The sequence below is a fragment of the Mycolicibacterium rhodesiae genome (assembly GCF_002086695.1).
GTDB lineage: Bacteria > Actinomycetota > Actinomycetes > Mycobacteriales > Mycobacteriaceae > Mycobacterium > Mycobacterium rhodesiae.
Map to the genome: position 1 here is coordinate 201,322 of NZ_MVIH01000002.1, position 14,858 is coordinate 216,179.

Genomic DNA, 14,858 nt, shown 5'->3' on the forward strand with positions numbered 1-14,858 from the left:
TGGTACATGTTGAGTTCGAGCCGCGTCCTAATCGAGGCACCTGCGGGTCTGGTGTGGGACGTGTTCAGCGACGTCGAGCACTGGCCGGACTGGACCGCATCGGTCACCCGGCTGCGCGGGCTCGACGGCGCGCAACTCGCGGTCGGGCGGCGCTTCGAAATCAAGCAACCGCGGATGCCACGGTTGGTCTGGACGGTGACCGAGGTCGAGCCCGGGGTGTCGTGGACGTGGATCCAGCGTTCCCCCGGCGGGCTGACGTCGGCCCGTCACGACGTCATCGCGGCCGCCGACGGCGCGACGCTGGTGCGCCAGGAACTCGCCCAGCGTGGCATCGTCGGATCTGTGGTCGGCGTGCTGATGCGACCGATGACTCGCCGCTACCTGGCGATGGAGGCGCAGGGATTGAAGGCGCGCAGCGAAGGCTTGCGGAAACTCCGTGGCTCGAACGCCTGACCTCAAGCGGCGCCGGGAACTGCTGGACGCAGTGGTCGACGAATGCGCCGCGCACGGTGTCGGTGGGCGGTCGCTGCGGGAGCTGGCCGATGCGGTCGGGACCAGTCACCGAATGCTGTTGCATCACTTCGGCTCTCGGGACGAACTCTTGCTGGCCGTTGTCGACGAGGTGGAGCGGCGGCAGATGGCGCTGCTGAGTGAGCTGATGGCCGACGGCACGGGGTTCGCCGCGATGTGGGATCACCTGCGCAGGCCGGAGCTGCGGGCGCTCGAGCGGTTGTTCTTCGAGTGCTATGCGCGCGGGGCGCAGGGTGAGTCGCCGTTCACGACCATGCTGCCCGGCGCCGTTGACCGGTGGCTCTCGGTGACCCGGTCAGCGGCCGACCCGGCTCTGGCCCGGCTTAGCCTGGCGGTGATGCGCGGCCTGCTGCTGGATCTGGCCGGTACCAATGACGACGCCGGCGTCGATGCGGCGGCGCGTGTGTTCGCCGCGCTGATCGGCTCTCGGAGCCAACGAGCGTGAGCATCACCGAAATCGACGCCACGGTCGTTGTCTGGACGCAATCGCAGCCCTGACGTCGATCTCGCGTCGTGCTAGATGACGCCGCTGACCCGGGCGCCGGCGTGCACCGACTCCAAGACCGTACGCATGGCATCGGCGCTCTGCTGCCAGGAGAAGTCCTGGCTGCGGGCCTTGGCCTTGGCGCCCAGCTCGTCACGCAGAACATGGTCTGCCAGCAGGCGTTCCAGGCGATCCACCAGATCCTGGTGATCGTCGGCCAGGACGCCGGTCACCCCATCGATGACCGAGTCGGTGAGTCCGCCCGAGGACCGGTAGCCGATGGTCGGCACGCCGTGTTGGGCGGCCTCGATGACGGCCAGGCCCCACCCTTCCTTGCGCGACGGCAGCACGTGCACCCAGGACTGTTGCACGACAGCGTGTTTGGTTCGGTCGTCGACGTGACCGTGGAAGGTGACCGCGTCGGAGATGCCGAGGTGCTCGGCTCTGTCCACCAGGCGGTCGTGCCACCAGCCGCCGCCGACGATGTCCAGGTGCAGGCCGTCGACGCGGGGCCGCAACGCCGCCACCGCATCGAGTGCGTCCTCGATCTGCTTGTGCGGCACCAGCCGTGACAGCACGACGACCCGGGGCGTCGGGGACCGTTGCGCGGTCAGGGTTTCCGGCGGTGCGTCGTCGAGGCCGTTGCGCACCACGGCGATCCGTGCGGTGTCGATGCCGAGGTCGGCCAGGTCGCGGGCCGAGGGCAGCGAGACGGTGACGTACTGGTTGTGCCGGTGCATGCGCGGAGAGAGCCGCGATTCGACCAGCCAGCCCAGCCTGCCGAAGAAGCGACCCGCCACCGGCCACTGTTCGCGGTGGCAGTGGTGCACCAGAACGGCGACCCGCCGCCCGAAGGCGAGCCGGGCCAGGAAGGGCACCCCGTTCTGGGTGTCGATCACGACGTCGGGACGCACGCGCCGCAGCGGCCCGAGGCCGACCCGGGCGGCGACCATGGCCAGCCCCGCCCAGATGTACACGCTGTAGGGGCCACCGCCGCGGCTGATGCGGACACCGTCGACGAGCTCGCGACGGGGAGCACCGCGGTATCGGGCGGTGCGCAGAGTGACGTCCATGCCGGATTCGGCCAGCAGCGAGCCGATGCGCTGGACGTAGGTTTCGCTGCCGCCACCCTGCGGGTGGCCGGTGTCCCGCCAGCACAGCAGCAGGACGGAGCGAACGGGTGTGGACATCGCAGCCAGCCTAGTCCGCCGATCGAGTTTCACCTTTTGCAGCTGCGCACTCGCACTTTTTCTGCGAAACGTGAATTTCGGCGCGTGGCTACTGTGAGTCCGTGGCCGTCACCGACCTGTTCGCCCGGCGCGCGACGCTGGGCCGATCGACGCGGCTGCTCAGTGAATTCCGCTACGAACAGTCCGACCCCGCCCGCTTCTACGGCGCCCTGGCCACCGACACCGCGGACATGGTCACCGACCTGTGGCAGGCCGCCAACGGCCCGGTGGCAGGCCACACGCTCGTCGACGTCGGCGGCGGCCCGGGCTACTTCGCCGCCGCATTCACCCGATCCGGCTGGAACTACATCGGCGTGGAGCCGGATCCGAGCGAGATGCACGCCGCCGAGCAGGTCCGGCAGGCCGGTCCGGGCTCATTCGTGCGGGCCTCGGGCATGGCGTTGCCGTTCGCCGACGGCAGTGTCGATGCGTGCCTGTCGTCCAATGTCGCCGAGCACGTGCCCCGCCCGTGGCAGCTGGGGGCGGAGATGCTGCGGGTGACCCGGCCCGGCGGCCTGGCGATCCTGTCGTACACGGTCTGGCTCGGGCCGTTCGGCGGGCATGAGATGGGGCTCACGCACTATCTGGGCGGGGCCCGGGCGGCCGCCCGGTACACCCGCAAGCACGGCCATCCGCCCAAGAACAACTACGGGTCGTCGCTGTTCGCCGTCTCCGCGGCAGCGGGCCTGCGCTGGGCGGCGGGAACCGGAGCACTGGTCGCGGCATTCCCGCGTTACCACCCGCGATGGGCCTGGGGGCTGGCCGATGTACCCGGTGTACGGGAGTTCCTGGTGAGCAATTTGGTGCTGGTGCTGCGGCCACCGATTCGCTCGAAATGAACAGGTTCTAGTTTCTGTCTCCAGTAGGTAGTGTGACGGTCATGACACAGAGCACGGCATTCAGAACCGAATGGGACAAGCTGTTCATTGGCGGCAAGTGGACCGAACCGTCCACCGCCGAGGTCATTGAAGTGCACTCCCCCGCCACCGGCGAGCTGGTCGGCAAGGTGCCGCTGGCCGCCAAGGCCGATGTCGACGCCGCCTGCGCCGCCGCCCGCAAGGCCTTCGACGAGGGCCCGTGGCCCAAGATGTCGCCGACCGAGCGCGGCGAGATCCTGGCCCGCGCCGTCAAAATCCTCGAAGAGCGCGCCGAGGAGTTCAAGTTCCTGCTGGCCGCCGAAACCGGCCAGCCGCCGACGATCGTCGACATGATGCAGTACGGCGCCGCGATGTCGTCGTTCCAGTACTTCGCCGGTGCGGCCGACAAGTTCACCTGGCGCGACTTCCGCGACGGCGTGTACGGCACCACGATGGTGCTGCGTGAGCCGATCGGCGTGGTCGCAGCCGTCACCGCGTGGAACGTGCCATTCTTCCTGGCCGCCAACAAGCTCGGCCCGGCGCTGCTGGCCGGCTGCACCATCGTCGTGAAGCCGGCCGCCGAGACCCCACTGTCGCTGTTCGCGATGGCCGAGGTCTTCGCCGAAGCGGGCCTGCCGGAGGGTGTGCTCTCGGTGGTGCCCGGTGGCCCAGAGACGGGTCGCGCACTGACCGCCAATCCTGAGATCGACAAGTTCACCTTCACCGGCTCCAGCGGGGTCGGCAAGGAGATCGCCAAGATCGCCGCCGAGAAGCTCAAGCCGTGCACCCTGGAGTTGGGCGGCAAGTCCGCCGCGATCATCCTCGAGGACGCCGACCTGGACTCGACGTTGCCGATGCTGGTCTTCTCCGGACTGATGAACTGCGGGCAGGCCTGCGTCGGCCAGACCCGCATCCTGGCGCCCCGGTCGCGCTACGACGAGGTCGTCGAGAAGTTGTCCGCCGCCGTCGCGGCCATGCCGATCGGACTGCCCGACAACCCGGGCGCCATGATCGGCCCGCTGATCAGTGAGAAGCAGCGCGAGCGGGTCGAGGGCTACATCAAGAAGGGTGTCGAGGAAGGCGCCCGACTGGTGACCGGCGGTGAGCGTCCCGAGGGGCTCGACGGCGGTTGGTTCGTGCAGCCGACGGTGTTCGCCGATGTCGACAACTCGATGACCATCGCGCAGGAGGAGATCTTCGGACCCGTCCTGGCGGTGATCCCCTACGAGACCGAAGAGGACGCCGTCCGCATCGCCAACGACTCCGTCTACGGTCTGGCCGGGTCGGTCTACACCACCGACAACGACAAGGCGATGAAGATCGCTGCCCAGATCCGCACCGGCACTTACGCGGTCAACATGTACGCGTTCGATCCGGGTTCGCCGTTCGGTGGCTACAAGAATTCCGGCATCGGCCGGGAGAACGGCCCCGAGGGTATCGAGGCCTACACCCAGGCCAAGAGCGTGCTGCTGCCGTTCGGGTACCAGCCCGAGTAACCCGCCGACCAGACGGAAAAGCCCCCGACACGCCGCGCGTGCGGGGGCTTTTCCGTCTGGTCAGAACAGCGCGCGCACGATCATCTCGGCGACGGCGGCGGGCTTGTCGACACCGTCAATCTCGATGGTGTGCTTGACGGTCAGGTTGACGGTGTTGTCGTCGACCTTGTCGGCGCCGACGAGTTCCGAGCGCACCCGGATGCTGCTGTCCACCGGGACGGCCGCAACGAACCGGACTTTGTTGAGTCCGTAGTTGATCGCCATCTTGGCGTTCTCGATGCGGAAGTTGTCCTTGGACAGCGCGGGGATCAGCGACAGGGTGAGGAATCCGTGCGCAATCGGTGTGCCGTACGGGCTTTCGGCTTTCGCCTTTTCGACATCCACGTGGATCCACTGATGGTCCCCGGTGGCGTCGGCGAAATCGTTGATGCGTTTCTGGTCGATCTGCAGCCAGTCGCTGACGCCGAGTTCCTCACCGATCGCGGACGTCGCGTCGTCGATAGATGTGATCACCTTCATGGGCTCACCATAGCCAGCGTCAGAACGCCTCTTCGGGCAGGTCCATGATCGCCAGGTCGATCGACTCCGCGACCTTGCGCTCGGCGGCCAGCCGCGGCAGTACGTTATCCGCGAAGAACTTCGCCACCGCCACCTTGCCGCGATAGAAATCCTGCTCGCGCGGATCCGGGTCACCGTCGAGGGCCTGCAGCGCGATCTCGGCCTGGCGCAACAGGAACCAGCCGATCAAGAGGTCGCCGACGGCGAGGAGGAGCCCCACCGACTCGAGTCCCACACGATAGAGCTCGCGAGCATCCTCTTGGGCCCCCAGCAGATAGCCGGTCATCACGGTCGCGACCGCGCGCACGTTGTCCAGCGCGTCAGCCAACGATGCACGGGCGGTGGCCAATTCGGGCCGGGGGTCCGGGCTGTCGATGAACTTCTCGATCTGGGTGACGACGTGTGCCAGCGCCCCGCCCTGATCCCGGGCGATCTTGCGGAAGAAGAAGTCCTGAGCCTGGATCGCGGTGGTGCCCTCATAGAGTGAGTCGATCTTGGCGTCGCGGATGTACTGCTCGATCGGGTAGTCCTGCAGGAAGCCGGAGCCGCCGAACGTCTGCAGCGACTCGGTCAGGCACTGGTAGGCGCGTTCGGAGCCGACACCCTTGACGATCGGCAGCAGCAGGTCGTTGACCCGCTCCGCCATCGAGGCGTCGGCGCCCGAAACAATCTGTGCCACTGCAGGATCCTGATGGGCCGCAGTGTAGAGGTAGAGCGCGCGCAGACCTTCCGCGTACGCCTTCTGCGTCATCAGGGCACGGCGAACATCGGGGTGATGGATGATCGTCACCCGCGGTGCCGTCTTGTCGGTCATCTGCGTCAGGTCGGCACCCTGCACCCTGGTCTTGGCGTACTCCAGTGCGTTGAGGTAACCGGTGGACAGGGTGGCGATAGCCTTGGTGCCGACGAACATTCGGGCGTACTCGATGACCTTGAACATTTGGGCGATGCCGTTGTGGACGTCACCCACCAGCCAGCCGATCGCCGGCTTGCCGTGCAACCCGAGGCTGAGTTCGGTTGTGGCCGAAGCTTTCAGACCCATCTTGTGTTCGAGATTGGTGACGTAGGCGCCGTTGCGTTCGCCCGGTTCACCGGTCTGCGGATCGAGCAGGAACTTGGGCACCAGGAACAGGCTCAAACCCTTGGTTCCCGGTCCGGCGCCTTCCGGGCGGGCCAACACCAGATGGAGGATGTTCTCGAAGAAGTCGCCGGTGTCACCGTTTGTGATGAAGCGTTTGACGCCCTCGATGTGCCAGGTCCCGTCGCCGGCGTCGACCGCCTTGGTCCGGGCAGCGCCGACATCGGAGCCGGCATCCGGCTCGGTCAACACCATCGTCGCGCACCAATTGCGTTCGGCGGCCAGCGTCGCCCAGTGCTTCTGCTGTTCGTTTCCGATGTGGAACAGGATGTTCGCCATGATCGGGCCGGCCATGTACATGAACACCGCGGGATTGGCACCCAGCACGAGTTCGTCGATCGCCCAGGTGACCATCGCCGGCGCCGGGACGCCACCCACCTCTTCGGAGAGCCCGATGCGGAACCACTCCCCCTGTTGCCAGGCCCGCATGGACTTGCAGAACGGCTCGGGCAAGGACACGGCATGGGTGCCGGGGTCGAATGTGGGCGGATGACGGTCGGTTTCGGCGAACGATTCGGCGACCGGCCCCTCGGCCAGGCGGCAAGCCTCGTTGAGCATCTCGCGGATCGAGTCCGCATCGAGATCGGGATAGTCGTCGAGCGCCTTCTCCAAGTCGAGGAACTCGAAAAGGTTGAACTCGAGGTCGCGGACATTGCTCTTGTAGTGGCTCATCGCGTGCGTCCTCCTCATCGCCGGCTGAGCCCGAGCCTAGCTCGGTTCACCTGCGCTGATCAGCCTGTTCAGGCAGCGTCCAGAAATATGGTCGAAACCATATAACCGCATGTCGGCGCATCGAAGGCTCGGCGCGACGGTGCCGGTTTGCCTGCCGTTAACGTAGACGTCAACTGCCGGGTTGCGCTCACCGGACTCTTATCTTATGGTCGTAAGCATAGTTATGGAGTTGGTCTCCAGACCTGCCCCCGCAAGGAGAGAGAAATGTGGCTGATCGAGCTGAACATCGCCGGCCACCGGTTCACGCGCGAGGTACCCGACAAGCGCCGGCAGTTGTTCGGTCGCGGAGCTCGGGCGCTGGCGTGGCGGGGTAGCCATGTCCGTCACACCCCCGCCGCCTGAATGACCCGGACGCCACCAACCGATCGAAAAAGTCGAGGCTCCACCCGCACCAAGATGCTGGTGAGCGCCGCCGAGGTGCTGCGCGAACGCGGCGCGGCCGGCGTGACCATCGACGAGGTACTGGCCCGCAGCGGTGCGCCGCGCGGTTCGGTCTATCACCACTTTCCTGAAGGCCGCAGCCAGATTCTGCGTGAGGCGCTCGAGTACGCCGGGTACGTGATCACCGAGAGTATCGACGCGGCTGCCTGCGAGAACGCCGGAGTGCTGCTACGCCGCTTCGTCGAGCTCTGGGAAAACGCCTTGATCACAAGCGATTACACCGCAGGGTGTCCGGTGCTGGCCGCCGCTATCGGATCCGGCGAGGACGAACACCAGCTCACCGCCGTCGCCGGGCAGATCTTCAGCCGCTGGCGCGAGGCGTCCAAGCAGGCCTACCTACGCGAAGGTTTCGACGAGGCCGACGCGAGCGCACTGGCCGACACCACCCTCGCCGCGATGGAGGGGGCCGTGGTGCTGTGCCGATCGGCGCGCAGCCTGCAGCCCCTTCATGACGTCGCGGCTCAGATGGAATTCCTGATCAAGGCAAAGGAATTCGTGACGAAGTTCGGCGTGCCGACCCTGAACCCCTGAATGGCCAACGGGCACAGCCGAAATGGCTGTGCCCGTTGGTTTCCAACTAACGATCAGGGATTGTTGGTCCCGTCGGTGCCGGCCGTGCCCGGGGTGCCATTGGCCTGCGCATCGCCACCGTTGGTACCGGCGGTGCCGACGCCCAGGGCGCCCGAGGCATTGCCGCCGTTGCCGCCGTCACCGCCCTTACCGCCGATTCCGCTGCCGCCGGTGCCGCTGTTGGTGCCCTTGCCACCGGAGCCGCCGTTGCCGCCGGTATTGACCCCGTTGGTCGACGTCTGACCGCCGGACAGCTGGAAGGTGCTGTTGCCGCCGGTGCCGCCCGCGCCGCCGGCCGCGGCGTTGGTGCCGGTGCCATTGGCTCCGCCGTCACCGCCGTTACCGCCGGTCGACGTGCCGTTGACGATCGCGGTGCCTGCCGGAGCGCCCGCGTCGGCCGCGTCGAGCTTTGCGAACCCACCGTCACCACCGAGAGCGCCCTTGGTGGCACCACCGTTGCCTGCGATCGCCGACCCGCCGGTGATCGTGCCGTTCAGACCGATGACCTCCGAGAAGCCGCCGTCACCGCCGGCCTTCCCGTTGACGCTGGACGCGCCGCCGTTACCGCCGGTGGAGGTGATGCCGATGGCGGAGCCGATCAGACCTGCGGCCGTGACCGAGGAGTCACCGCCCGCACCACCGGTGCCGCCGCCGCTGGCTGCCCCACCGTTGCCGCCGGTCGAGAGACCGCTCACCACGCCGGAGTTGGTTCCGACAATGCCCGCCTGCAGCTGAGCCGAACCGCCGTCGCCGCCGACACTGCTTGCGCCGGTGGCATCACCGCCGCTGCCGCCCTTGGCACTTCCGGACGCCGTGCCGTTCGGGCCGGACTGAATTCCCGCGGCGCCGCCGGCGCCACCCTGGGCACCGGCACCGCTCTTGCCGCCGGCACCGCCGGTGGCGGTACCGCTGGCCGAACTCAGCACACCGTCCGCGACGATGCTGGCGCCGCCGCCCTTGCCACCGGTGACTCCCGCTACGGTCGTCGCGTCACCGCCCGCACCGCCCGCACCACCGGTGGCGGTACCGGCAGCCGCGCCACCATTGAGGCCCTCGACATGAGCGCCGCCGCCACCACCACCGCCGCCACCACCGAGGCCGGCCGCAGCCGCGGTGCCCACGGCACCCTTGCCGCCCGCACCGCCCTTGCCGCCGGTGGCTCCGACGCCGTCACTCGCACCGGCACCGCCGGCGCCGCCGACACCACCCGTACCGAATGCCGCACCGGCCGTTCCCGTTCCGCCCTTGCCGCCTGCGCCGCCGTTTCCGCCGGCCTGCGTCGAGCCGTCTGCCAGGAGGCCCTTGCCTGCACCACCGGCACCGCCCGTGCCGCCGGTACCACCGACGCCGCCGCTGCCTGCCGCACCGCTGGAACCGAAGATGAACAAGAATCCGCCCGCGCCGCCCGCGCCGCCCGCGCCGCCGACGCCGCCTTCGCCGCCTGCTCCGCCATCGCCGGCCGCGCTGACGCCATCCACGCCGTCAACGCCGGTGCCACCCGTGCCACCGGTGCCACCCTTACCGCCGGCGCCGCCGCCGCCGCCCGAACCGAAGATCATGCTGCCCTTGCCGCCGGCGCCACCGTTGCCGCCGGCCTCACCCTTGCCGCCGCTGCCTCCGGTGGCACCGGTCGAACCGGTCACGCCGGATCCGCCTGCGCCGCCGAAGCCGCCGCTGCCGCTGACGGACAGCGCTCCGACGCTGCCGCCGTCACCGCCGTCGGCGCCGCTTCCGGCCAGGCCTGCTCCGCCGTCGCCGCCGCTGCCGGTGATCAGGCCACCGGCGCCGCCCTTGCCGCCCTTGCCACCGTTGACGGTGGCCACGCCCGCGCCGCCGTTACCGCCGGTGCCGAACCAGCCTGCCGCGCCGCCGTTGCCGCCGTTGAAGCCGTTGCCGCCGGTACCGAACAGACCCGCGTTGCCGCCGTTGCACGCAGTGGTGCCGGTGCACGAGGTCGAGGTGTAGCTGTAGCCGTTCCCCCAGAAGATGCCGGCATTGGGGTGGTCGGCGGTGCCGTTGCCGACGTACATCCGGATGAAGTCAGTGATCGGGTTGCCGGCCAGCGCGGCCATCGCGGCCGCTCCGGGCGACGCCACCCCGGCCGCCTTGGCAGCGGGTGAGGTCGACTTGGCCGGGGCGCTCGGAGAATCGGTCGCACCCGCGGGCGTGGCGGCCGCTGCCGGGGCGTCGTCCTTGACCGCGGGCGTCGAGTCGGAACCACCCGCCGAGGCCGACGGCTTGGCAGCGCGGTGCCGGGGGGCGCTGCGCGCAGTGCCCGCCTTCGGGGAAGCCTTGGTCGACGAGTCGCCGCTCGCGTGGGATGAGCCGGTCGAGGAACGGCCCGAACCCGACCCGCTGGAGCCGCCGGCACCGCCGGTATCCGCTGCGGCCACCGGCAGGGCCGCCGAGGCGGCGCCGACGCCCAGAGCAACCGCCAGCACGCCGACCCGACCCACCCAACGGGCGTAGCCGGACGTCGAGGCGTCGGTGTGGTCGGTGCTTTGCGACAAAGTGCGCACGGTCATGTGATTCCTCGCCCGTCTCATGCGAGAACCCCGTGCCCCCGCCCGTTACAGGGAAGTTACCGAACCCTCAGCGGCGCAGGAGGTATTTCGGAGTTTTGCCCGCAGATGGGCGTTTCTCGGCACCCTCGCTACCTCGGCACAGCGCTCGGCAGCGAAATGATTCGCCCGACGCTCATGCTGAGTTCGACTGCCGATCACCATGATTTCGCGACCGGGTGGCCGGTGTGCGGACCTACCTGCGCGGTGCGACAGCAGCTGATGCTGGAATACGAGGGTGACGACGCCCGAGCGAACGACCGGCATGCAGGACCCGGAGACTCCGGAAAGTGTCATCACCCGGTTCGGCATCGAGACGCTCGACGAGAACTTCACCGAGTTCACCGTCGTGGCCTCGATGCCGGTGGGCCACCTGACCAACCCGTTCACTCAGATGCCGACGATCGGGCCGCTGGCCATCCTGGTCGACGATGTCGGCGGCCGGGCGAACTTCTATCGCCGCGGCGCGGGCCAATGGACGGTGTCCAGCGAGCTGTCCATCGAACTCAGCCCCGACGGGATCGACAGCCTGCAGGCAGCGCCGGACGAACCCGTCGTGGCGAGCAGTCGCCCGCTCGGACCGCATGGCGCCACGCTGCTGTCCATCTGCACGCTGAGCCACCGCGGCAGCACGATCGGCGGCGGCACCGTGCGCACGGTCGCCATCAGCGGTGGGCCCGACGCGCCCATCCATCGCGGACCGGACACGTTGGTGCGCACGCGGGAGACGACGCTGGCGGAGTTGATGTCGACCGAGACGCACCCGGACGACGACGGCACGTATCGGATGGACCAGCGGCCCGATCCGATCATCAACAACCTGATCGGGATCGTGCACGGCGGGGTCAGCAGCGCCGGACTGGAACTCGTTGCCTCGGCGGCGATCAACCACGGGCAGTCCGAACCGCTGCGCACCGCATCGCTGCGGGTGAACTTCCTGCGGCCGTTCTTCGCAGGCGACAAATCCCGTTACGAGGGAACCGCACTGCGGGTCGGACGCAACTCGGCCGTCGGCGATGCCCGGGCTGTCGGTGACGACGGCAAGGTGGCGATCTTGGCGCGTGTCACGGGATACCGGTGAGGACCATGACCGACGACTTTGCGACGCTGTGCGCCAACGAGCCCGAGCTGGCGACGCTGCGGGCCTCGATCCGGGACTTCCTGACCGCCGATCGTGCCGAATTCGGTTGGCAGCCCGCCGTGGACGCGTGGCTGTCGAGTTGGGACGAGGGGTTCAGCGCCCGCCTGGGCGCGGCAGGATTCCTCGGCCTGACCATTCCGCGCGAATACGGCGGGCAGGGACTGAGCCATCTGCATCGCTATGTGGTGACCGAGGAACTGCTGGCGATCGGCGCGCCGGTGGCTGCGCACTGGATCGCCGACCGCCAGGTCGCTCCCGGGCTGCTGGCCTACGGCTCCGAAGAGCAACGGCAACGGTTACTACCCAAAATTGCTGCCGGACAATACTTCTCCGCGATCGGCATGAGTGAGCCACAGGCCGGGTCCGACCTGGCCGCCTCAGCCGCAAAAGCGACCAAGACCGAAGGCGGCTGGCTGCTGTCGGGCACCAAGGTGTGGACCAGCGGTGCGCACCTGGCCCATCAAATCGTGGTGCTGGCTCGCACCAGCCCGGTCGACCCGGACCGCCGTCACGCCGGATTCAGCCAGTTCATCGTGCCGACGGCTCGATCGATTCCCGAGTCGCTGCGCTCCTGCCCTCCGAGCCACGGCATCACGATCAGCCCCATTGTGATCATGTCGGGTGAGCACCATTTCAACGAGGTGACCTTCGACGACGTGTTCATCAGCGACGACAATCTGCTCGGCGAGGTCGGCAACGGCTGGCATCAGGTCACCGCTGAGCTGTCGTTCGAACGCAGTGGCCCGGAACGCATCCTGAGCACCGCCGCGCTGCTGACCGCACTGGTGGCGCTGCTGGCCGGCCAGGACGATCTCGACGACCACGCCGCCGCGGCCGTCGGTGACTTGCTGGCCCGGGTGATCTCGTTGCGGCAGCTGTCGGTGTCGGTGGCCAGGGCGCTGGCCGCCGGGCAGTCACCGGTCAACGAGGCTGCACTGGTCAAGGACCTGGGCACCCGCTTCGAGCAGGAGTCGGTGGAGTTGGCGGCGGACCTGTTCGGCTACGCCGCGACCGACGCACCTGATCGAGACCGGGTGGCCGCGCTGCTGAACGTGGCACGGCTGCACTCGCCACTGTTCACTTTGCGTGGCGGAACCAACGAGGTGCTGCGCGGTGTGGTGGCCCGCGGAATGGGGCTGAGATGACGCGGGTGCTGACCGGCGGGGTATTCGTAACAGACAGTGGCACAGATGAATTGGCCGATCTGCGGCAGCTCGCCGGGGACATCGGTGCCCGGTCCTCCGAGGAGCGGATCGGTCATCGCGGTCTGCCGGACGACTTCGACACCGTCGCGTGGGGACATCTGCAGGACGCCGGGCTGACCCGCCTGACCAGTGATCCCGAATCGGGTGGTGGCCCAACGGAATCGGCGGTGGTGCTGCGGGCGCTGGCCCGGTATGCGGTCACCGTCCCGTTGGCTGAAACCGATGTGCTCGCCGCCTGGCTGGCTGCGAAGGCCGGCCTTGCGGTTCCCGACGAGGGGCCATTGACGATCGCGATCGGCAACACCGGGACGCCAACCGTCAGCGGCGTTCCGTATGCGGGTGCCGCCAGCGCGGTGGTGGTGGCGCTGCGCGACGGCGCCACACTCGCGGTGGCTGTCACCGAGCCGACGATCACCGACATCGGACACAACCTGGGCGGTGAACCGCGCGCCACGATCGCGGTGCCGGCGGACGGCTTTGTCACCGTCGACGGCGCTGCCGAGGAGCTCACGCGCCGCGGCGCCTGGGCACGCTGCATCCAGGCACTCGGCGCGCTGGATGCCGCGGTCGAGTTCTCGGTGGCACACACCCGGGAGCGGGTGCAGTTCGGCCGTCCGTTGAGCGCGTTCCAGGCCGTTCAACACACACTGGCCTCGATGGCCGGCGAGGTGGAGCGGGCGCGCGCGGCCACCGAGCTGGCCGTCGCCGCCGTCGCGGTCCACGGATTCGACAGCGTCCAAGCCGATTACGCCGTCACCGTCGCCAAGGTGGTGCTGGGCCGGGTTGTACCGACCGTGGTCACGGCCGCCCACCAGCTGCACGGCGCCATCGGCGTGACGCTCGAGCACCGCTTGTGGCTGGCGACGATGCGCGCGCGCAGCTGGATCGACGAGTTCGGTGACACCGCCTGGCACGCAAGGAGACTGGGCCGGATGGCGTTGGCGGCCGACGACCCGTGGGACTTCGTGGTCGGCGGGGTGTAGCTCAGCTGCCCGTCCAGTTGGGGGCGCGCTTCTCGGCGAACGCGATCGCGCCTTCCTGGGCGTCCTTCGACCCGAACACCGGCATCATGATCTTCGCCTGCTTCTTCCACTGTTCCTCGGGCGACCAGCCGCGCGACTCGGTGATGATCCGCTTGGTGGCGGCCACGGCGAGCGGGCCGTTGACGGTGATCCGCTCCGCCAGCTCGATCGCCGCATCCAGCGCGTGCCCCGGCTCGGCCAGCGCGTTGACCAGACCCAGCTCGTGTGCGCGCACCGCGGACAGGTTCTCGCCGGTCAGCGCCAGCTCCATCGCGATCTGATACGGGATGCGCTGCGGCAGCCGGAGCAGCCCGCCGCCGCCGGCCACCAGGCCACGCTTGACCTCCGGGATACCGAACGCCGAATCGTTGGCCGCCACGATCAGATCGGTGGCCAGCGCCAGCTCCGTCCCGCCGGCCAGCGCGTACCCCTCGACCGCGGCGATCAGCGGCTTGAGCGGCGGCCGCTCGGTGAAGCCCAGGCCACGACCCTCGGCCACCACGTTCTCCCCGCGGGCGAACGCCTTGAGGTCCATGCCCGCACAGAACGAGCCGCCGGCCCCGGTCACGATTCCGACGGACAGGCCGGCGTCGTCGTCGAGCTCGTCCATGGCGGCGGCCAGACCATTGCTGACCGCGGCATTCACCGCGTTCTTGGCCTTGGGCCGGTTGATGGTGATGATCAGAATTCGGCCGCGGCGCTCGGTGAGTACGGCGGGCTCTTCGGTAACGGCGTTTTCAGTCACGTTCGGAATGGTAACTATCCAGGTACGGCGAGCGCGGCCAGGCCGGTACCATCAAAACTAGAACACGTTCCAATTCCTAGGAGGATGTGTGAGCCCGAGCGACGCGACACCCGCCGAGACGGAGAAATGGGACCCCGGTCTGGTCGAG

Annotated in this window: 14 protein-coding genes; 9 read left to right on the forward strand and 5 right to left on the reverse strand. The window is 68.6% G+C overall.

Translation table 11 applies throughout. The annotated features are described in order from the left end of the window. Window positions 1–6 precede the first annotated feature (6 nt). Complete coding sequence (locus tag BST42_RS04835; protein WP_083117435.1) at window positions 7–453, forward strand: SRPBCC family protein; 447 nt, start codon at window positions 7–9, stop codon at window positions 451–453. Next, window positions 437–976: a TetR/AcrR family transcriptional regulator gene (locus tag BST42_RS04840; RefSeq protein ID WP_083117436.1), complete on the forward strand. Its 540-nt coding sequence runs from the start codon at window positions 437–439 to the stop codon at window positions 974–976. The genes BST42_RS04835 and BST42_RS04840 overlap by 17 nt, the downstream gene beginning before the upstream one ends. A gap of 71 nt (window positions 977–1,047) precedes the next feature. Here the strand turns inward: BST42_RS04840 and BST42_RS04845 are convergent, their stop codons facing one another. Continuing rightward, window positions 1,048–2,205, reverse strand: coding sequence for a glycosyltransferase family 4 protein (locus tag BST42_RS04845; RefSeq protein WP_083117437.1), 1,158 nt, complete (start codon window positions 2,203–2,205; stop codon window positions 1,048–1,050). Between the two features lie 101 nt (window positions 2,206–2,306). Here BST42_RS04845 and BST42_RS04850 point away from each other — a divergent pair, with 101 nt between their 5' ends. Together BST42_RS04850 and BST42_RS04855 are read left to right on the forward strand one after the other, a co-directional pair. Next, window positions 2,307–3,083, forward strand: a complete 777-nt coding sequence (locus BST42_RS04850) for a class I SAM-dependent methyltransferase (RefSeq protein ID WP_083117438.1) — start codon at window positions 2,307–2,309, stop codon at window positions 3,081–3,083. 41 nt (window positions 3,084–3,124) lie between these two features. Then, window positions 3,125–4,597 carry an aldehyde dehydrogenase gene (locus tag BST42_RS04855; protein ID WP_083117439.1) on the forward strand — a complete coding sequence of 491 codons (1,473 nt, stop codon included), beginning with the start codon at window positions 3,125–3,127 and terminating at the stop codon, window positions 4,595–4,597. Window positions 4,598–4,657: 60 nt separating this feature from the next. Here the strand turns inward: BST42_RS04855 and BST42_RS04860 are convergent, their stop codons facing one another. After that, a complete protein-coding gene (locus BST42_RS04860; protein ID WP_083117440.1) occupies window positions 4,658–5,116 on the reverse strand; it encodes a MaoC family dehydratase in 459 nt (152 codons plus the stop codon). Between the two features lie 19 nt (window positions 5,117–5,135). Further along, a complete protein-coding gene (locus tag BST42_RS04865) occupies window positions 5,136–6,965 on the reverse strand; it encodes an acyl-CoA dehydrogenase (protein WP_083117441.1) in 1,830 nt (609 codons plus the stop codon). A 264-nt stretch (window positions 6,966–7,229) separates the two neighbouring features. Between BST42_RS04865 and BST42_RS29540 the strand changes: the two genes are divergently transcribed. Both BST42_RS29540 and BST42_RS04870 read left to right on the forward strand, forming a co-directional pair. Beyond that, window positions 7,230–7,367 (forward strand): hypothetical protein, encoded by a 138-nt coding sequence (locus BST42_RS29540; RefSeq protein WP_165760781.1) that lies wholly within the window; start codon window positions 7,230–7,232, stop codon window positions 7,365–7,367. After that, window positions 7,368–7,997: a TetR/AcrR family transcriptional regulator gene (locus tag BST42_RS04870; RefSeq protein WP_083117442.1), complete on the forward strand. Its 630-nt coding sequence runs from the start codon at window positions 7,368–7,370 to the stop codon at window positions 7,995–7,997. A gap of 53 nt (window positions 7,998–8,050) precedes the next feature. On the opposite strand, the gene BST42_RS30280 is transcribed toward BST42_RS04870, so the two are convergent. Further along, on the reverse strand, window positions 8,051–10,561 hold the full coding sequence (locus BST42_RS30280) for a hypothetical protein (RefSeq protein ID WP_165760782.1): 2,511 nt from the start codon (window positions 10,559–10,561) through the stop codon (window positions 8,051–8,053). 274 nt (window positions 10,562–10,835) lie between these two features. On the opposite strand from BST42_RS30280, the gene BST42_RS04880 reads away from it, so the two are divergent. Genes BST42_RS04880 through BST42_RS04890 form a run of 3 tightly spaced genes read left to right on the forward strand, consistent with a single transcriptional unit; the run spans window position 10,836 to window position 13,926 of the window. Further along, window positions 10,836–11,678: a PaaI family thioesterase gene (locus BST42_RS04880; RefSeq protein WP_435406009.1), complete on the forward strand. Its 843-nt coding sequence runs from the start codon at window positions 10,836–10,838 to the stop codon at window positions 11,676–11,678. A 5-nt stretch (window positions 11,679–11,683) separates the two neighbouring features. Continuing rightward, window positions 11,684–12,883 carry an acyl-CoA dehydrogenase family protein gene (locus BST42_RS04885; protein WP_083117443.1) on the forward strand — a complete coding sequence of 400 codons (1,200 nt, stop codon included), beginning with the start codon at window positions 11,684–11,686 and terminating at the stop codon, window positions 12,881–12,883. Next, a complete protein-coding gene (locus tag BST42_RS04890) occupies window positions 12,880–13,926 on the forward strand; it encodes an acyl-CoA dehydrogenase family protein (protein WP_083117444.1) in 1,047 nt (348 codons plus the stop codon). Before BST42_RS04885 ends, BST42_RS04890 begins: the two co-directional genes overlap by 4 nt. A gap of 1 nt (window position 13,927) precedes the next feature. Here BST42_RS04890 and BST42_RS04895 read toward each other — a convergent pair whose 3' ends face one another. Beyond that, a complete protein-coding gene (locus BST42_RS04895; RefSeq protein WP_083117445.1) occupies window positions 13,928–14,710 on the reverse strand; it encodes a crotonase/enoyl-CoA hydratase family protein in 783 nt (260 codons plus the stop codon). Window positions 14,711–14,858: the final 148 nt, after the last annotated feature.